Annotated in this window: 16 protein-coding genes; 2 read left to right on the top strand and 14 right to left on the bottom strand. The window is 68.8% G+C overall.

Annotated elements, in window-relative coordinates; translation table 11 throughout:
- The 9 genes from ACFPN9_RS28330 to dusB form a co-directional block, all read right to left on the bottom strand.
- Positions 1-2,044, bottom strand: a 2,044-nt coding sequence (locus ACFPN9_RS28330; protein WP_377817971.1) for a DNA translocase FtsK, incomplete at its 3' end; no start/stop codon positions are given.
- 104 nt (positions 2,045-2,148) lie between these two features.
- Complete coding sequence (locus ACFPN9_RS28325; protein WP_066717471.1) at positions 2,149-3,012, bottom strand: alpha/beta fold hydrolase; 864 nt, start codon at positions 3,010-3,012, stop codon at positions 2,149-2,151.
- A 28-nt stretch (positions 3,013-3,040) separates the two neighbouring features.
- Positions 3,041-4,423 (bottom strand): GTPase HflX, encoded by a 1,383-nt coding sequence (gene hflX / locus ACFPN9_RS28320; RefSeq protein WP_066717473.1) that lies wholly within the window; start codon positions 4,421-4,423, stop codon positions 3,041-3,043.
- Positions 4,424-4,425: 2 nt separating this feature from the next.
- Positions 4,426-4,674, bottom strand: coding sequence for an RNA chaperone Hfq (gene hfq, locus ACFPN9_RS28315; RefSeq protein ID WP_066717476.1), 249 nt, complete (start codon positions 4,672-4,674; stop codon positions 4,426-4,428).
- Positions 4,675-4,885: 211 nt separating this feature from the next.
- Entirely contained in the window at positions 4,886-6,253 is a 1,368-nt protein-coding gene (gene ntrX / locus ACFPN9_RS28310) for a nitrogen assimilation response regulator NtrX (protein WP_066717479.1), read from the bottom strand.
- Entirely contained in the window at positions 6,250-8,541 is a 2,292-nt protein-coding gene (locus ACFPN9_RS28305) for a sensor histidine kinase NtrY-like (RefSeq protein WP_245282461.1), read from the bottom strand. Before ACFPN9_RS28305 ends, ntrX begins: the two co-directional genes overlap by 4 nt.
- 123 nt (positions 8,542-8,664) lie before the next feature.
- The gene (ntrC, locus tag ACFPN9_RS28300; RefSeq protein WP_066717484.1) at positions 8,665-10,113 is read right to left on the bottom strand and encodes a nitrogen regulation protein NR(I); all 1,449 of its coding nucleotides are present in this window, start codon (positions 10,111-10,113) and stop codon (positions 8,665-8,667) included.
- A gap of 20 nt (positions 10,114-10,133) precedes the next feature.
- Entirely contained in the window at positions 10,134-11,270 is a 1,137-nt protein-coding gene (locus tag ACFPN9_RS28295; RefSeq protein ID WP_082733032.1) for a two-component system sensor histidine kinase NtrB, read from the bottom strand.
- 21 nt (positions 11,271-11,291) lie between these two features.
- Positions 11,292-12,284, bottom strand: a complete 993-nt coding sequence (gene dusB, locus ACFPN9_RS28290; protein WP_066717487.1) for a tRNA dihydrouridine synthase DusB — start codon at positions 12,282-12,284, stop codon at positions 11,292-11,294.
- A gap of 144 nt (positions 12,285-12,428) precedes the next feature.
- Here dusB and ACFPN9_RS28285 point away from each other — a divergent pair, with 144 nt between their 5' ends.
- Both ACFPN9_RS28285 and ACFPN9_RS28280 read left to right on the top strand, forming a co-directional pair.
- Positions 12,429-13,697, top strand: a complete 1,269-nt coding sequence (locus ACFPN9_RS28285; RefSeq protein WP_082737624.1) for a bifunctional 2-C-methyl-D-erythritol 4-phosphate cytidylyltransferase/2-C-methyl-D-erythritol 2,4-cyclodiphosphate synthase — start codon at positions 12,429-12,431, stop codon at positions 13,695-13,697.
- 16 nt (positions 13,698-13,713) lie between these two features.
- Positions 13,714-14,208 carry a CinA family protein gene (locus ACFPN9_RS28280; RefSeq protein ID WP_066717490.1) on the top strand — a complete coding sequence of 165 codons (495 nt, stop codon included), beginning with the start codon at positions 13,714-13,716 and terminating at the stop codon, positions 14,206-14,208.
- A gap of 4 nt (positions 14,209-14,212) precedes the next feature.
- Here ACFPN9_RS28280 and ACFPN9_RS28275 read toward each other — a convergent pair whose 3' ends face one another.
- The 5 genes from ACFPN9_RS28275 to ACFPN9_RS28255 form a co-directional block, all read right to left on the bottom strand.
- The gene (locus ACFPN9_RS28275; protein ID WP_066717497.1) at positions 14,213-16,327 is read right to left on the bottom strand and encodes a fused MFS/spermidine synthase; all 2,115 of its coding nucleotides are present in this window, start codon (positions 16,325-16,327) and stop codon (positions 14,213-14,215) included.
- Positions 16,328-16,369: 42 nt separating this feature from the next.
- Positions 16,370-16,849, bottom strand: coding sequence for a type II toxin-antitoxin system RatA family toxin (locus tag ACFPN9_RS28270; protein WP_066717500.1), 480 nt, complete (start codon positions 16,847-16,849; stop codon positions 16,370-16,372).
- A 15-nt stretch (positions 16,850-16,864) separates the two neighbouring features.
- Positions 16,865-17,890: a lipoyl synthase gene (gene lipA, locus ACFPN9_RS28265; RefSeq protein WP_066717551.1), complete on the bottom strand. Its 1,026-nt coding sequence runs from the start codon at positions 17,888-17,890 to the stop codon at positions 16,865-16,867.
- A gap of 121 nt (positions 17,891-18,011) precedes the next feature.
- Positions 18,012-18,290 carry a GlsB/YeaQ/YmgE family stress response membrane protein gene (locus tag ACFPN9_RS28260; RefSeq protein ID WP_066717501.1) on the bottom strand — a complete coding sequence of 93 codons (279 nt, stop codon included), beginning with the start codon at positions 18,288-18,290 and terminating at the stop codon, positions 18,012-18,014.
- A 74-nt stretch (positions 18,291-18,364) separates the two neighbouring features.
- Entirely contained in the window at positions 18,365-18,661 is a 297-nt protein-coding gene (locus ACFPN9_RS28255) for a GlsB/YeaQ/YmgE family stress response membrane protein (protein WP_197426524.1), read from the bottom strand.
- Between the last annotated feature and the right edge of the window lie 102 nt (positions 18,662-18,763).

Below are 18,763 nucleotides of genomic sequence, written 5' to 3'. Positions count from 1 at the left end.
GATATTGCGGCCGGCCTTGCGTCTTGAGATGGGCGACGACCTTCTCGACCTCGGCATCCGAGACGAAGGGGCCGTGGACGCGGGTGATGCGCCCGCCGCCGGCCATGTAGAGCATGTCGCCCTGGCCGAGCAGCTGCTCGGCGCCCATCTCGCCGAGGATGGTGCGGCTGTCGATCTTGCTCGTCACCTGGAAGGAGATGCGCGTCGGGAAGTTCGCCTTGATCGTGCCGGTGATCACGTCGACCGAGGGCCGCTGCGTCGCCAGCACGACATGGATGCCGGCCGCGCGCGCCATCTGGGCGAGGCGCTGGATCGTGCCCTCGATCTCCTTGCCGGCGACCATCATCAGGTCGGCCATCTCGTCGACGATAACGACGATATAGGGCAGAGGCGCGAGGTCCATGACCTCCTCTTCATAGATCGCCTCGCCGGAATGGCGGTCGAAGCCGGTCTGGACCGTGCGGGTGATGACCTCTCCTGCCGCGGCCGCCTCCTGAACCCGCGCATTGAAGCCGTCGATGTTGCGCACCGAGAGCTTCGACATCTTCTTGTAGCGCTCCTCCATCTCGCGCACCGCCCATTTGAGCGCGACGACCGCCTTCTTCGGGTCGGTGACGACGGGCGTGAGCAGATGCGGGATGCCGTCATAGACCGACAGTTCGAGCATCTTGGGATCGACCATGATCAGCCGGCACTGCTCGGGCTTGAGCCGGTAGAGCAGCGACAGGATCATCGTGTTGATCGCGACCGACTTGCCCGAGCCGGTGGTGCCCGCGACCAAGAGATGGGGCATCTTGGCGAGATCGACGATCACCGGCTCGCCGCCGATGGTCTTGCCCAGCCCCAAGGCGAGCTTGTGCTTGGAGCTCTCGAAATCCTGGCTCGCCAGAAGCTCGCGCAGATAGACCGTCTCGCGCTTGGCGTTGGGCAGTTCGATGCCGATCGCGTTCTTGCCGGGAATCACCGCCACACGCGCCGAAATCGCGCTCATCGAGCGGGCGATGTCGTCCGCCAGCGAAATCACCCGCGAGGACTTCGTGCCCGGAGCCGGCTCCAGCTCGTACAGCGTCACCACAGGGCCGGGGCAGGCCTGGACGATCTCGCCCCTGACGTTGAAGTCCTCGAGCACGCCCTCGAGGAAGCCCGCATTCTGCTGCAGGACCTCGGTGGGAATCGCGGTCTCGACCGCCGGCGGCTCGCCGAGAATGGCGATATCGGGGAGCTCGAAGGGCGCCGGCGGCGCGATGCGGACCTCCGCACGCTCCGACACCGGCGCAGCCACCGGGGCAGCCACCGGGGCGGCGACGGGCTCCGGCACCGCCAACTCGGCCCGCGCCCGGCGCGTCACGACGACACCGCGCGCCGGCCCGGCCGAGACTGCCTCGGCGATCGGGGCCGGCGCCGGTGCTGCAGGCTGGGCTATCGCGACTTGCGCCATCACGACGGGCGCGACGGGACGTGTCGCAACGACCCGGACGGACGCCGCCGGCTGCGGCGCGATCCGCTGAACCGTGTTGCGGGCCGAGGGCTTCGCGACCATCGGCTCTACAGGACGGGGCGGCGGAGAGGCTATCGCCATCTCGGCCTGCGGCGGTGCCGCGGCCTGGCCGCCGGCCTCCTCCTCGGCCATCTCGGCAGCGACGACCTCCCAGAAGGCGTGGTCGGAGAGCAGGTCGAAGGGCGTCGTCGGCGCGCGCCCCTCATCTTCGACCAAGGCCGCGTCGATCACGACATCATCCGGCAGCGCCACGACCGGCTGTCCGGCCATGGCGTCGGCTTCGTCCTCGGGCAGAAGCGCTTCGGCACCACCGCGCGCCCAGACGCTGCCGATCAGACGATCCGGCGTGCGCCAGAAGCGGACCTGCGGCGGCTCGGGCGGGGGCGGGGCGGCCGGGACCTGGCCCGGCTTCACCAGGGCGAGCGGGTTGGCGCGCGAGCGGACATAGACCGGACCGCCCGACCCGGCCGGCGGCTCGGGCGCATCGTCGGAAAAGGCTTCGGCGGCAATCTCTTGCGCGGGGGAGTGAAGGCCGGAATGACGCATGAGAAACCGCGGAGGCTGGCGTAGAAGACAGGCTCCAAGGGGTATCGGCCCAGCGTTAAGACGCGATGAACGAGCGGGCCGGCGACGGCCCGGGCAGCACTTCGTCAGCCCGGAGCGAAACGCGCAATGGCCTCCGCGACAGCATCCGGAAACTCCTCGTGCAGGCTAAGCTTGCCCTGCGGGAGCCGCACCGATTCGATCCCGGGCCGCGCCGCCAGCGCCTCCATTTCGGCGCGGGACTTCGGCGGGGTCTCGGCGCCGTAGACGACAAGCGTCGGGACCGCAGCCTTCTCCGCCAGAGCGAGGAAGGCGTCGCGGCTGGCCACCCTGTCGAGCCCGCCGGTGACAAAGCGCACCGAGGCGTGGCGCGCGCCCGCCGCGCTGGTGACGGCGCGCTTCGCCGCCATGCGCTCCGGCGTCAGCCAGGTCGGATCGCTGTAGACATGGCCGACGACCATCTTGCGGATCACGGGGCCGCTCAGATTCAGCGCATAGAGCGCCGGGCCGAGCACCGGCGCATCGACGGCAGCCCTCACCCGCGCGAACCAGGGCCGCTCGCCCTCCATCATCGTCGGGAACGGACCGCGCCAGGTCGGCGCGACCAGCACGAGGCGGCCGACCGTGCCGGGATGGCGGGCGAGATGGCCCAGCGCATAGGCGCTCGCATGGCCGGCGGCCACCAGAAGCGCCGGCCGCGGCACGATCTCCGTGAGCAGCCAATCGAGGAAGGCCTGGAGCATCGCGGGTGTGTAATCGAGCTTCGGACGCGGCCGGTCGCCGAAGCCGGGCCAGTCCACCGTCATGACGTGGTGGTCGGGCGCGAGCCGCTGCATCAGCGGGTGCATCTCGCTGCGGGTCGAGATCGAGCTGAGCGCGGGCAGAAGCAGCGCGCTCGGCCCCTCGCCCGCCTCGTCGAGACCGAGCGGGATTGTCTGGCCCTCCCAGCTCCAGTGCAGTTCGCGCGTCATCGCCACCTCTCTGCCGGGCGGGCCGGCCTCAGTGTTCCCGCTGCGCCTCGGGGAAGCGGGCACCGAAGGCCCCTTCCCGCTCCGGCGGCAGCCGGACGGTCAGGTCGAGCGTGCCGTCCTCGGCGTCGCGACGCTCGAGGATCTCGCCATTGGCGTGCAGCCAGGCCAGCGATTTGCCATCTCCCGGTGCGAGGGCCAAACGGTAGACCGGCCTGGTGCGGGCGATGCGGCTCTCGATGGCATCGGTCAGTCGCCCCATGCCGTCGCCGGTCAAGGCCGACACCAGAACCGGCCGAGCGGCCTCGGGCTTCAGCCCGGCCAGCCCGAGCTGACGCTCGCGTTCCTCCGGCGCCAGCAGGTCGGATTTGTTCCAGACCTCGACGACGCGCTGCCCGTCATCCGGATCGATCCCGAGATCGCGAAGGATCGCCTGAACGTCGGCGGCCTGGGCCTGTGTGTCCTCATGAGCAACGTCGCGGACATGCAGCAGCACATCGGCCTCGATCGCGTCCTCCAGCGTGGCGCGGAAGGCGGCGACGAGCTGCGTCGGCAGGTCGGAGATGAAGCCGACCGTGTCCGACAGCATGATCTTCGCGCCATGCGGCAGCTTCAGCGCGCGGGCCGTCGGGTCGAGCGTGGCGAAGAGCATGTCCTGCGCCAGCACCTCGGCGGAGGTGAGCCGGTTGAACAGGGTCGATTTGCCGGCATTGGTGTAGCCGACAAGCGCGACGACCGGATAGGGTACGCGCTTGCGGCTGGCGCGGTGCAGGCCGCGCGTGCGCTTCACCGCCTCGAGATCGCGCTCGATCTTGGTCATCCGCTCCTGGATGATGCGGCGGTCGGCCTCGATCTGGGTTTCGCCGGGGCCGCCGAGGAAGCCGAAGCCGCCGCGCTGGCGCTCGAGATGGGTCCAGGACCGCACCAAGCGGCTCTTCTGATAGTTGAGATGGGCGAGCTCGACCTGCAGCGCGCCCTCCCGGGTGCGGGCGCGGCGGCCAAAGATCTCGAGGATCAGGCCGGTGCGGTCGATAACCTTGCAGCCGAACGCCTTTTCGAGATTGCGCTGCTGGACCGGCGAGAGCGCGCAGTCCATCACGACGAGGCCGATTTCCTCGAGCTTGATGCGTTCGGCGATCTCCTCGACCTTGCCCTTGCCGAGATAGGTCGCCGGCCGCAGCGCGGTCAGCAGGACCTGGATCGGCTCGACGACGGTGAGGTCGATCGCCGCCGCCAGCCCCACCGCCTCGTCGAGACGGGCGGCGAAGGAGCGCAGCGACGCATCCGTCGCGCCGCGACGCTGCTGATAGGGCCCGACGACGAAGGCGCGGGTGTTGGCAGCGATCTCGCGCTCGATGGCGTCGAGCGGCTTGGGGCCGGCGCGAGCCTCGTCCGCATCGCTGCGGGTGCCCATGATCAGGCCTTGTCCGATTCCTCGGGCTCGAACAGCTGCACCGGCTGGCCGGGCATGATGGTCGAGATGGCATGCTTATAGACGAGCTGCGAATGGCCGTCGCGGCGCAGCAGCACGCAGAAATTGTCGAACCAGGTGACGACGCCCTGCAGCTTGACGCCGTTGACGAGGAAGATCGTCAGCGGAATCTTCTGCTTGCGCACATAGTTGAGGAAGGTGTCCTGAAGGTTCTGTGCCCGCTCTGCGGCCATGGGTAGCCCCTGTTGTTGGGATCGCTCATCGGCTTGCAGCCCTGCGATCCATGTTCGTCCCGTTAGCAGGGCGGCTCATGCCGCCCGCTTCGGGACACCGATCCTTCATTAGACCGCCGAGTCCGCCGACAACGCAAGTGCAACATGAGGGTGCAGGGCAGCGAAGCGCCTGCGCTGCATGCAAGCGCGCATGCAGGCCGCGCTTGCCCTGCTACCCCACACCCAGCGATTTCAGCTTCCGGTGCAGCGCCGAGCGCTCCATGCCGATGAATTCCGCCGTCCGCGAGATGTTCCCGGAGAAGCGGGCGATCTGCGCGATGAGATATTCGCGCTCGAAGATCTCGCGCGCGTCGCGCAGCGGCAGGCTCATCAGCCGCTCGCCGCCCGAGCCCGAGGGCGTGGTCGGGACCATGGCTCCGACCTCGGCCGGCAGCATGTCGACCGTGATGTCGGCCGTGGGGTCGCCCTTGGTCAGGATCATCAGCCGCTCGACATTGTTGCGCAGCTCGCGGACGTTGCCCGGCCATTCATGCGACTGCAGCACCGCCATCGCATCCGCGCCGATGCGGCGCTTCGGCAGGCCGGAGGCGACCGAGATCTGTTCCATGAAGAACTCGATCAGCTCCGGCACGTCCTCGCGCCGCTCCGACAGCGCGGGCACCTTCACCGGCACGACCGAGAGGCGATGATAGAGATCCTCGCGGAACTGCCCGCCCGCGATGAGCTGGGCGAGGTCACGGCTGGTCGAGGAGATGATCCGGACATCGACATGGACGCGGGTGGCTCCGCCGACGCGCTGGAAATTCTGGTCGACCAGCACGCGCAGGATGCGGTTCTGCGTCTCGCGCGGCATGTCGCCGATCTCGTCGATATAGAGCGAGCCGCCATGGGCCTCTTCCAGCGCGCCGACGCGGCGCGAGCGACCGTCGCCCGCCTCGACGCCGAACAGCTCCTCCTCCATCGTTTCGGGCGTGATCGTCGCCGCGTTGATGACGACGAAGGGGCCGGTCGCGCGGGTCGAGGCCTCGTGCAGGGTGCGGGCGGCGAGTTCCTTGCCGCAGCCCGGCTCGCCGGTGATCAGCACGCGCGCATTGGTCGGCGCGACGCGCTCGATTGTCTGGCGCAACTGGTTCACCACGGTCGACTTGCCGACGATGCGGCTCGCCTGGACCGAGCCCTTGCGCAGTTCGCGCACCTCGCGCCGCAACCGCGACGCCTCCAGCGCGCGCTCGGCGACGAGGACAAGCCGATCGGCCTTGAACGGCTTCTCGATGAAGTCGTAGGCGCCGCTCTTGATGGCGGAAACCGCGGTCTCGATGTTGCCATGGCCCGAGATCATCACCACCGCGAGGTCGGGATGGCTCTCCTTGATCAGCTCCAGCACCTGCAACCCGTCGAGCCGGCTGCCCTGCAGCCAGATGTCGAGGAAGACCAGATTCGGCCGGCGTGCGGCGATCGCTGCCAGCGCCTCGTCGGCGGAGCTCGCCTTGCGCGTACGATAGCCTTCGTCCTCGAGCAGGCCGGCGACCAGCTCGCGGATGTCGGCTTCGTCGTCCACGACCAGAATGTCAGCGCTCATACGCGTATCCTATCCTGCGTTTGCCGTCCGGACGCGGCATGCCGACCATTGTCGCTGCGGCCGTCGTCGGGGTTCTCGTCGGGTTCGGGGCCGGTCTCGGGGAACCAGAGGCGGATCCGGGCGCCGCGTTTGCCTTCGGCCGCATCCGGCCGGTCGAGCAGCTCGATGCCGCCGCCATGGTCCTCGAGGATCTTTCCCACGATGGCGAGGCCAAGCCCCGTCCCGCCCTCGCGGGTCGTCATATAAGGCTCCAGCAGCTTCTGCCGCTGGTCTGCTGGCAGCCCCTTGCCGTTGTCGATGACGTCGATGACGATCCTGCCGTCCTCGCGCCGCTCGAAGGCGACGTCGATCCGGCCCGGGCCACGCTCCTCCATCGGCACGGCGTCGATCGCCTCGGTCGCGTTCTTGATCACATTGGTCAGGGCCTGCGAGAGCAGACGGCGGTCGAATCGGGCCGGCACCGAGCCGGCCGGCAGGTTCTCGCTGATCGTCAGCTCGGGATTGCCCACCCGCATCAGGAAGACGATCTGGCGGACGGTCTCAGCGATATCGTCCTGCGTCAACGAGGGCTTCGGCATCCGGGCGAAGGAGGAGAACTCGTCGACCATGCGCCGGATGTCCTCGACCTGGCGCACGATCGTGTCCGTGCACTGGTCGAAGATCTCCTTGTCCTCGGTGATGACTCGGCCGAACTTGCGACGGATGCGCTCGGCCGAAAGCTGGATCGGCGTCAGCGGATTCTTGATCTCATGGGCGATGCGGCGGGCGACGTCGGCCCAGGCGGCGGTGCGCTGCGCCGAGACGAGATCGGTGATGTCGTCCAGCGTCACGACGAGGCCGGCGCCACTCCCCTCGCCCTCGCGCACGGCACGAACATTGACCATGCGGTCCTGCCCGGCCCGGGTGATCGCGATCTGCCCCGAGCTCTGGCGCTGGCGCCCGTTCAGCGCCTCGGTGACGAAGGCGGCGATCTCGGGGGCAACCTGGCCGATCGGCTGGCCGAGCAGGCGCCCGCCCGTGCCCAGCAGGCTTTCGGCCGAGCGGTTGGCGATGGTGATGTGCCCGTCGCGGTCGAGACTGAGCACACCCGACGAGACGCCGGAGAGCACGGTCTCGGTGAAGCGGCGGCGGCGGTCGATGACCTCGCTCGCCGTCACCAGACCGTCGCGCTGGCGGCGGAGTTCCGCGGTCATCTTGTTGAAGGTCTCGCCGAGATGGGCGAGGTCACCCTCGGAACGCCGGATCGGCACCTGAACGTAGAAGTTCCCGCTCGAGACCTGGTCCGTGGCGTGAATCATCCGCCGGATCGGCGCGACCAGCGCGTTGGCGAAGCTGAGCCCGAGCCAGATCGCCGAGAGCAGCAGGATGACGGCGATCAGCCCGTACATCGAGGCAAAGGCAATCTGGACGCCCTTCCGGCGCGCATCGATCGAGAGATACTCCGCCGCCGCCGAGCGTGCGAAGGCCGGGAACTCGACCGCCAGCGGATCGACCTGTCGGGCGATGTGCAGGAAGGCGTCGTCATAGGAGGGCAGCTTGACCAGTGCGCCGAAGATGCGCCCGCTCGCGGGCAGCACGCAGATCGGATCGGGCGAGGATTGCGCATCCTCGAAGGCGGCGGCGTCCGGCCTTGGCGCGTTGCGCAGCACGTCGATATTGGCGCGCACCAGCACCTTGTGGGGCGGCTGCATGATCGCCGCGACGGGGACGCCCAGCGCCGTGGCCCGCACCGTCAGGAAGGTCTCGAACCACTTCCGGTCGACGTCGTAGGCGGCGCGGGCGCGCGTGAGATCATCCGCAAGAAGACGGATCTCGCGGCCGAGCGACTGGCATTGCGAGCTGGCATAAGCGTCCGCCACCTCGACCGAGCGGAACACCGCATCGCGCATGCGGTCCGAAAACCACGGTTCCAGCCCGCGCTCGATCGTCACCGTCGCGATGATGGCGACCAGGACCGCCGGCAGCGCGGCGATGATGCTGAACAGGCCGACGATGCGGACATGCAGCCCGGCGGCTGCGGCGCCGGCGCGGCGGGCGCGGATCAGCACCGAGGTCTCGAAGGCGACGACGACCAGCAGCAGGAGGATCAGGAGACCGTTGAGGACGAAGACCCCGACGACGACCTCATGAACCGGCACCACCGGCGTGACGCCCGAGAGGACGAGGAAGGTGACGAGCGCCGAGACCAGCGCGAAGACGACGACGGTCGCGCCGAGCCAGCCCGAAACGCGGCGTGGCGTGTCGTCGGCTCGCGGCACGATCCTGACGTCGCTCGAAGAGGCAGACACGATGGCAGACAACTCCCGGGCGGCCGACGGACACGGATGAGTCCGGCCGCGCTGCGGCACTGATGCGCCGCCGCAACGGTGTTGTCAAAATATGACATATGAAAGGCGGCGGACCGCCTTTCGTCAGCGCGGCGAACGCACGACCTGCATGTCGAGTTCGCGAATTTTCTTGCGCAGCGTGTTGCGGTTGAGGCCGAGCAGCTCCGCCGCACGGATCTGGTTGCCGCGGGTGGCGGCCAGGGCGGCAGCGATCAGCGGCGGCTCCACCTCGCGCAGGATGCGGTGATAGAGGCCCGGCGGCGGGATGTTCTCGCCGAATCCACCGAAATACTGGTTGAGATGCCGCTCGACCGACCCCGACAGGGTTTCCGCGCGCTCCGGGCCGGCATTGCCGGCAAAACCCGTGTTGGAGGTCGCCGGCTGCAGCTCGGCCTCGACGATCGGCGCCGTGATGGTTTCCTGGGGATAGAGCGCGGCGAGCCGGCGGACGAGGTTCTCCAGCTCGCGGACATTACCCGGCCAGCGATAGCGCCGCATCACGTCCATCGCTTCCGAATCGATCTGCTTGCGCGGCAGCCCCTCCTTCTCGACCAGGCCGAAGAAGTGGCGGGCGAGATCGGGGATGTCCTCGACGCGCTCGCGCAGCGGCGGCAGGCGGATCGGCACGACGTTCAGGCGGAAGAACAGGTCCTCGCGGAACAGGCCCTGGGCGATCGAGATGCGCAGGTCCTTGTTCGTCGCCGCGACGATGCGGACATTGGTTTTGATCGGCGTGCGACCGCCGACGGTGGTGTACTCACCCTGCTGGAGCACGCGCAGCAGACGCGTCTGCGCCTCCATCGGCATGTCGCCGATTTCGTCGAGGAAGAGCGTACCGCCCTCGGCCTGTTCGAAGCGCCCGGAGGAGCGCGTCAGAGCGCCGGTGAAGGCGCCCTTCTCATGGCCGAAGAGCTCGGACTCGATCAGGTCTTTCGGGATCGCGGCCATGTTGATCGCGACGAAGGGGCCATTCTTGCGCTTGCCGTAGTCGTGCAGCGCGCGGGCCACCAGTTCCTTGCCGGTGCCGGACTCGCCGTTGATCATCACCGTCAGGTCGATCGGCATCAGCCGGGCGAGCGCGCGATAGACGTCCTGCATCGCCGGCGAACGGCCGATCAGCGGGATGTCGTCCGGCTCGGCCGCATGGGAGCGGGCGCCCTCGCCGCGCGGCCGCGACAGCGCGCGGCCGACGATGGCGACGAGTTCCTTCAGGTCGAAGGGCTTGGGCAGATACTCGTAGGCGCCGCGCTCGGACGCCTTGATCGCGGTCATGAAGGTGTTCTGCGCGCTCATCACGATGATCGGCAGTTCCGGCCGCACGCGCTTGATGCGCGGCAGCAGGTCGAAGGCATTGCCATCAGGCATCACCACGTCCGTGATGATGAGATCGCCCAACCCTTGCGCGGCCCAGGTCCAGAGCGTCGCCGCCTGGCCGGTGGTCCGAACCTCGTAGCCGGCCCGGGCGAGCGCCTGATTGAGCACCGTGCGGATCGCGGCGTCGTCATCCGCGACGAGAATGTTACCGGTCGGCATTCACTGTGGTCCTGTAGGCCTCAAACTGCCTGCCGTGCCCGGAGTTGGTGCAGGGGCAGCAGAATTCGAAACGTCGTGCGCCGGGGGACGGACTCGCATTCGACGATCCCGCCATGGTCCCCGATCACCTTGGCCACGAGTGCAAGTCCAAGGCCACTGCCCTGCGCCTTGGTCGTGACGAAGGGATCGAAGAGATGCGGCAGCAGGTCGGCGGGCACGCCGGGGCCGTTGTCGCGGATGCCGATCTCGAGCGGCAGGGCAATGCGGCCCGAGGAGCCGGCCACCTGCATGCGGATGCCGGGACGATAGGCCGTCGTCAGCGTGATCTCGCCGTCGATCGCTTGCGTTCCAATGGCTTCGGCCGCGTTCTTCATCAGGTTCAGGAGCACCTGGACGAGCTGGTCGCGATTGCCGGAGACCGGCGGCAGCGACGGATCGTAGATCTCGTTGAAGCGGATATGGCGCGCGAAGCCGGACTGGGCGAGCCGCTTCACATGGTCGAGCACGTCATGGACGTTGACCGGGTCGCGCTCGGTGGGACGCTCGTCCCCGAACAGTTCCACGCGCTCGACCAGCTTCACGATCCGGTCCGTCTCGTCGCAGATGAGCTGCGTCAGGATGCGTTCGTCGTCCGGAACCGTCGCCTCGAGCAGCTGGGCCGCCCCGCGAATGCCGGAGAGCGGGTTCTTGATCTCATGGGCGAGCATCGCGCCGAGCGCCGTGATCGAGCGGGCTGCCCCTCGATGCGTCAGCTGTCTGTCCATTTTTTCAGCAATTGTCCGTTCTTGCAGCATCAGCACAACGGCGTCGCCCTGGCTGGGCAGCGGCGAGGCGAAGACATCGACGATGCGATCGGCTCCCAGACGGGGCGAGCCGAGATCGAGCCGGTACTCGCTGACGCTGGCGCCGCGGCGCTGGACCTCCTCGACCAGCGCCAGAACCGGCGAGCCGAAGGCGATCAGATCGTCGAGCCGCTGGCGCTTCAGCACGACGGCACTCGACTGGAAGAAATCCTCGGCGGAGGTATTGGCGTAGAGGATGCCGTTGCGCTCGCCGATCACCACCACGGGCATCGGCAGGACGTTGAGGGCCTGCATCTCGATCGGGTCGAGCAGGTAACCGTCCCTGCCCTTTCCGCCGCTGTCGGCGAACGCCATCGTCATACGCAATACCCCGGTTCAGGCCGCAGCGCGGCCGCAGGCAGGAGAGAACAGGCCGGCCAGCGCCGCGAGGGCCTGCGCCGGATCGTCGGTCGTCAGCAGCAGGCGTCGCGCCTCGGCGTCGGGCGAGCCGCCGCTCTGCGTCGCCTCGTCGGCATAGGCCGCCAGATGCTTGCGGGCGTGGCGGACACCATGGGCCTTGCCCAGCAGCGACAGCAGCCCTTCATAGTGTTCGCGGGCGACGGCATGCTTCTGCGCCAGCGTCGGTTCCGGCACGGGCCGCCCGTCGAGCCCGGCCCCGATCGCGCCGACCAGCCAGGGTTTTCCCAGCGCGGCGCGGCCGACCATGACGAGATCGGCGCCGGACTGGGCGAGACAGGCCCTCGCATCGTCGAGGCCGTGGATGTCGCCATTGGCGACCAGCGGAAAATCGCCGACGTCCCGGACGGCCCGGATCGCCACCCAGTCGGCGACGCCCTTGTAGAATTGCTGGCGCGTGCGGCCATGGACGGTGATCAGCCGCGCGCCGGAGGCGACCGCACGGCGGGCGAGTTCGGGGGCGTTGCGCGAGGCATCGTCCCAGCCAAGCCGCATTTTGACCGTCACCGGCACCTTCACGGCCGCGACGGCGGCCTCGACCAGCGACACCGCGTGGTCGAGATCGCGCATCAGGGCCGAGCCGGCCCAGCCGCCCGTCACCTTCTTGGCCGGGCAGCCCATGTTGATGTCAATGATCGCAGCGCCATTGGCCTCCGCCAGGCGGGCGGCCTCGCCCAGCCAATGCGGATCGCAGCCGGCAAGTTGGACGACATGCGGCGAGATGCCGGCGCCCTCGGCCCGCAGCCGCGTTTCCTCGCTGCCACGCACGAACTCGTCGGAGGCGACCATTTCCGAGACGACGAGGCCGGCGCCGAAGCGCGCGGCGATCCGGCGCATGACGATATCCGTCACTCCGGACATCGGCGCCAGCAGGGCGCGCGACACCAGGGTGACAGGGAGCATAGCAGCCATGGCGGAGCCTGAATTAGAGGCAACCTGCATTATGCATATTTATTGGACAATGCTGCAGGAGCGCAAGGGACCCTCGCGAATTAGTGCGCTGCATCATCAGCGTTCCCCCGGCCAGCATCGCAGCGGCCTCGGGGCTTGGCGGCGATGCCACCTGCGACTATCACCGAACCTCGTCCAGGACCAAGAGCCGTGCCCGCAGAAAGAGATGACATCGAAGCTCCGGTCGCCGTGCTCGTCGTCGCCGCGGGGCGCGGCCTGAGAGCCGGGTTCGACGCTCCCAAGCAATATCGCAGGCTCGGGGGCAGCCCGGTTCTTCGGCAGGCGCTGACGCCTTTTCTGGACATGCCCGAGATCGCGCGGATCGCGGTCGTGATCGGAGCGGGCGACGAGGCGCGCTATGCGGAGGCCGTGGCTGGCCTCTCCGACGAGCGGCTGGCCCAGCCGACGCTGGGCGGCGCGACACGACAGGATTCCGTCCGGCTCGGGCTGGAGGCGCTGCAGTCGCAGGGCTTTCGCGGCACGGTCCTGGTCCATGACGCGGCGCGCCCCTTTCTCAGCAAGGCGCTGGCGCGTTCCGCCGTGGCGGCGGTGAGGCCCGGAACCGTGGCCGCCATCCCGGTCCTGCCGGTCACCGACACAATCAAGCGCCTGGATGAGGCCGGCCGCATCGCCGAGACGCCGCCGCGTGACCGTCTGGTGAGCGTTCAGACGCCACAAGCCTTCGCTTTCGAGCCGTTGCTGTCGGCCCATCGCCATGCGGCAGCGGAGGGTCGCGCCGGATTCACCGACGACGCCGCGCTGATGGAGTGGGCGGGCCATCCCGTCGCGACCTTCCCCGGGGAGCCCGCCAATATGAAACTGACCCATCCGGAAGATTTCGTCCGTGCCGAGGCGCCGGGCTTGCCCCTCGTCGTGCGGGTCGGCACTGGTTACGACGTCCATGCCTTCGGCGAGGGTGACCATGTCTGGCTAGGTGGCGTGCGGATCGCGCACGATCGCGGCGTGCTCGCCCATTCAGACGGCGACGTCGCGCTGCATGCGCTGACCGACGCGCTGCTGGGCGCGCTGGCGGAGGGCGACATCGGCACGCATTTCCCGCCGAGCGACCCGCAATGGCGCGGCGCCGCCTCGCACCGGTTCCTGAGCTTCGCGGCCGAGCGGGTGCGGGCCCGGGGCGGGCACATCGATTTCCTCGATGTGACGCTGGTCTGCGAGGCGCCGAAGGTCGGTCCGCACCGCGAAGCCATCCGCGAGGCCATCGCGGCCACGGCCGGCGTCCGGATCGATCAGGTCGCGATCAAGGCGACGACCTCGGAGCGGCTCGGCTTCACCGGCCGCCGCGAGGGATTGGCGGCGCTGGCGACGGCGACGATCCGCCTGCCCGAGCCGCCCGCCCCGCACGCCACTTCCTGACCCGCCGGAGGCCGCCATGCCGTTCGACAGTGAGACCACGGACCGAGCCATCGCCGTGCTGGAAGCCTGCCGGGCCCACGGTGCCACGGTCGCCACGGTCGAATCCTGCACCGGAGGCCTGATTGCCGGGGCGCTGACTGCGATCCCCGGATCGTCCGATGTCGTGCTGGGCGGGCTCGTCACCTACTCCAATGCGGCGAAGATGGCGCTGGCAGGCGTGCCCGAAGCGCTGCTCGCCACCCATGGCGCCGTCAGCGAACCGGTGGCGCGGGCGATGGCGGAGGGTGGGCGCGGCGCCCTCGCCGCGACGCTCGCGGTCTCCGTGACCGGCGTCGCCGGCCCCGGCGGCGGCAGCGCGGCCAAGCCGGTCGGCCTCGTCCATTTTGCCTGCAGCGGCCCCGCCGGCACGGTCCACCGCGAGATGCGCTTCGGCCTGCTGTCGCGCGACGAGATCCGGCGGCTCTCCGTGCTGACGGCGCTTGCCATGCTGCAGGAGATGGTCGGCGCCTGAGCCGTCAGGGCATCAGCTTGCGCCAGATCGGCCCGATCACGTCGGCATAGTCGTCACGCCAGGCGCGGGCCGGGCCGGGAGCTGGCTGCGCGACCCAGCCCTGTTCTGCCGACAGGCCGACATCCTCGGGGCGACGCGCCACCATGGCGACATGAGGCGAGTATTTGCGCAGAGCCGTCAGTTCCGCCGTCTGGCGCGTCGGCCGGATCCAGGTCGAGAGGCCGCGCGCATGGGCGGTCGCGGTCACGACCGGTCCGAGATCCATGTTGCGGTTGGAGATATGGAACAGGATCGCGCCGCCCGGCTTCAGCCGGCTCTGATAAAGGGCCAGCGCCTCTGTGGTCATCAGGTGGACGGGGATCGCGTCCGACGAGAACGCATCGACCACGATCAGGTCGAGGGAGGCCGGCGCGGCATCGGCCAGCGTCAAGCGGGCGTCGCCGAGCACGATGCGCGCCGTCGGCGCACAGGCTGCGAGGAAGCCGAAGCGGGCGGGGTCGGAGGCCATCCGCGCCACCTCCGGGTCGATCTCGAAGAAGGTCCAGTTTTCGCCCGGCCGCGTCTGGCAGGCGAGCGAACCGGTGCCGAGACCGATCGCCGCGACCGCGCCGAGGCGGCCACCACGCACCTGCCGCACCGCCTCGATGCCGTCGGCGATGCCGCCGCCGGTGTAATAATAGCTCAGCGCCTCCGGACGACCGGCGACGAGGCTGCCGTCATCCTGCCGCAGGCGCTGCGCGCCATGGACCGTGCTGCCATGGACGAGCACGCGGAAGCGGCCGTCCGGGCTGTCGGTGATCCGGTTCACGCCGAAGAATGAGCGCACGGAGTCGCTGCGCTGCTGCTCGGTGACGATGAGCGCGATGAGGCCGACGACGACAGCGCCGGTCAGACCCGCCCGCACGGGGCCGGGCAGGCGAATGCCGGTGAAGCCTGGGCGGCAGAGCAGGCCCGCGACGATCAGGATCGGGTATTCGACGATCGAGTTGAACAGCAGCGGGGCGAGCAGTCCGCAGAACAGTCCACCCAGCACCCCGCCCAGCGACATCCACAGATAGAACCCCGTCAAATGGGCGGCGTCGGGCCGCCGGCGGGCCAGTTCGCCATGGGCGACCATGGCCGTGGTGAAGAACAATCCGAGATGCAGCGCGAGTTCGCCCGCCCAGCCGATCTGCCACTGGAACAGCATCTTCAGGATCAGCGCCGCCACGAAGACGAGTTGCGCCGTGAGCATCCAGCCGTGCCGCAGCAGCGGGCGGCTCTGGAAGACGATCACGAAGGTCAGCAGGAACAGCGCCAGCGGCACGACCCAGAGCAGCGGGACCGAGGCGACGTCGGTCGACAGATGCGCCGTCACCGCCACGAGCAGCCCCGACGGCACGAAGGCCAGCGCGACCCAGCCGAGCTTCTGGCGGCCGGAAACGGGCCTAGCGGCGGTCGCATCGAGGGGCGCGGCGGGGCGCGTCTCGACGGCACCCAGGGCCAGTCCCGCGCAGGCGGCGATGGCGGCGAGCAGCAGGCCGAAGCCGAAACTCCAGGCCAGGGACTGCTGCGACAGCGTCAGCACCGGCTCGATCAGGAAGGGGTAGGCGAGCAGCGCCAGGAAACTGCCGACATTGGACGCGGCGTAGAGGAAATACGGATCGATCGCGCGGGGATGGCCCGAGCGGGCGAACCAGGCCTGGAGCAATGGGCCGTTGGCCGCGACCGCAAAGAAGGGCAGCCCGACCGAGGCGGCGAAGAGCGCGATCAGCCAGAGCGTCTCGCCCTCCTGCGGCGGACGCTCGAAGCCGGCGGCGATGCCGATCGGCAGGCCGACCAGCAGGACGACCGCCATCAGCGCGAGATGGATCAGCGCCGCGCGGCGGAGACTGAAGCGGGCGACGAGCCAGTGGGCATAGCCGTAGCCGGCAAGCAGCGCGGACTGGAAGAAGACCATCGCCACCGACCAGACGCCGGGCGAGCCGCCGAGCTTCGGCAGCACCATCTTGGCGAACATCGGCTGGATGCCGAAAAGCAGGAAGGCCGAGAGGAAGAGCGTGATCGTGTAGACCGGCACGGTGGCGGCGATGCGGCGGGCTGTCGCCACGCTCGGTACAGGGGTCGACGAGGCATCCATCGCAGCTCTCCCAACAGTCGCGGGAAACCTGCCAGAAACAGCTTAAGGCGCCGTGACCGCGCCTCTCGCAGCGTCACCGCCATAGACGAGATCGGCCCGACGCTCGAAGGCTTCGGCGAATTTGCGGAAGGCCTTGTCGAACATCGCCCCCATCAGCAGGCCGAGCATGCGGCTGGCAAACTCGTAGGAGATGAAGAAGCCGATCTCGCAGCCGCTCTCATGCGGCTTGAAGGTCCAGCGGTTCTCCAGATAGCGGAACGGGCCGTCGACATATTCGACCAGGATCCGAAGATTGGCGGGATCGAGCGTGACGCGGCTGGTGAAGGTCTCGCGGATCGCCTTGTAGCCGACGGTCATGTCGGCCAGCAGGACCTCGCCACCGCCGTCCTGCGGGGTGCGGCGGCGCACCGTCAGCCCCTCGCAGAGCGGCAGGAACTGGGGGTACTTCTCGACATCGGCGACGAGCGCGAACATCTGCTCGGGGGTGTGGCGCACCCGCCGGGCGCTGTTGAACATCGGCATCGGATCGGTGCCTTCTCAGCCGCGGCTGGCGGGGCCGCTGCCGACCTTCGCCTCGCGGGCCGCGCGCAGCCGCGCGAAATCCTCTCCCGCATGATGCGAGGAGCGCGTCAGCGGCGTCGAGGACACCATCAGGAAGCCCTTCACATAGGCGATCGCCTCGAAGCCCTTGAACTCCTCGGGCGTGACGAAGCGGATCACCGCATGGTGCTTGCGCGAGGGCGCGAGATATTGGCCGATGGTGATGAAGTCGACATCGGCCGAGCGCAGATCGTCCATCAGCTGCAGGATCTCGTTCCGCTCCTCGCCGAGGCCGACCATGATGCCGGACTTCGTGAAGATCGTCGGATCGAGCTCCTTGACCCGCTGCAGCAGCCGCAGCGAATGGAAATAGCGCGCGCCGGGGCGCACCGTCAGATACTTGCCCGGGACGGTCTCGAGATTGTGGTTGAAGACGTCCGGCTTGGCCGCGACCACGACCTCGAGCGCGCCGGGCTTGCGCAGGAAGTCCGGCGTCAGGATCTCGATGGTGGTGCCGGGCGAGGCCTTGCGGATGGCGCGGATGACCCGCGCAAAATGCTCGGCGCCGCCGTCCTTGAGGTCGTCGCGATCGACCGAGGTGATCACGACATGCTCCAGGCCGAGCTTGGCGACGGCCTGGGCGACTTTGGCAGGCTCGAGCGGGTCGAGCGCCTGGGGCACACCGGTCTTGACGTTGCAGAAGGCGCAGGCCCGCGTGCAGGTGTCGCCCATGATCATGAAGGTGGCGTGCTTCTTTTCCCAGCACTCGCCGATATTGGGGCAGCCCGCCTCCTCGCAGACCGTGACCAGCTTCTCGGCCTTCACGATCTTCTGGGTTTCGGCCCATTTTGGCGAGCCCGGCGCCTTGACGCGGATCCAGTCCGGCTTGCGCAGGATCGGGTTCTCCGGCCGCTTCTGCTTCTCCGGATGGCGCAGCTCCGCCTGGGCCGGAGCCGCCTCGGATTTGGGATTGCCGGCATTGGGGCGCGGATCGCGGTTGAGCAGGTCGAGGACGAGGGCCATCGGGACATAATCCATCGCGGCGGCCCCTGGCCGCCGCCTGATCCCTAGCTAATCGTCCCGGCCGCGCAGGGCAACCTTTGCCGCGCTGGCTGCCCTGTCGCAGGCGCGCTCGCCCTGCCGGTCAGCGGCGGCCGCGCGCGGCGTTCCAGATCACGATGACGACGACAGCACCCGCCACCGCGGCAGCCAGCGTGCGCCAGAAGCCGAAGATCGCGATGTCGAGCAGCTCAGCCAGGCGGCTGCCGAGGAAGGAACCCGCGACGCCGACGAGCATGTTCGTGAAGAGGCCATGATCCGAGGAGGTAATCTTCTCGGCGATCCAGCCGGCGAGCATGCCGATGAAGATCGTGGCGAAGAAGCCATAGCCCGGCTGGGCCATGGTGGCAGCGAAGTTTTCCATCGTGGTCTGTTCCCCAGTCCGCCCGCGGGTCTCGCGGATGCCCGGCCACAACCGTGCGGGTGAGCAAAGGTTCCCTAAGCGATGAAGCGTGCCAGCAAGACGACGAGAATGGCGCCGATCACGGCCATCGCCATGTCGTCGAGGCGGGCATAGCCGGTGCGGACGCGCCAGCCGGTCAACCGCACCAGCCCCTGCCCGACCAGCATGCCGAGGAGGCCGACGACCGCGTGGCGCAGGAGCCCGCCCCCGCCGACGACGAGGCTGGCCGCAAAGCCGGTCACGGTGCCGAGCGCGACGGTGGGCGCGATCACGCGCCAGTCGAGCACGAGGCCGCGACCGGGCGGCAGGATTTCGACCTGCTCGTCAGGCACGATCCTGCCGGGATTTTTTGGTTTGCGGGTCCGGGGCGCCATGGCCGGGATATGCGGATCGGCCGGCGCCAAATCCAGAGGCCAGCGAACCGACTGTCACAT

The organism is Allobosea massiliensis (assembly GCF_042655245.1).
GTDB classification, from domain to species: domain Bacteria; phylum Pseudomonadota; class Alphaproteobacteria; order Rhizobiales; family Beijerinckiaceae; genus Allobosea; species Allobosea massiliensis.
The sequence above is the reverse complement of the archived record's forward strand: the minus strand, read 5'-3'. Positions and strand labels throughout refer to the sequence as shown.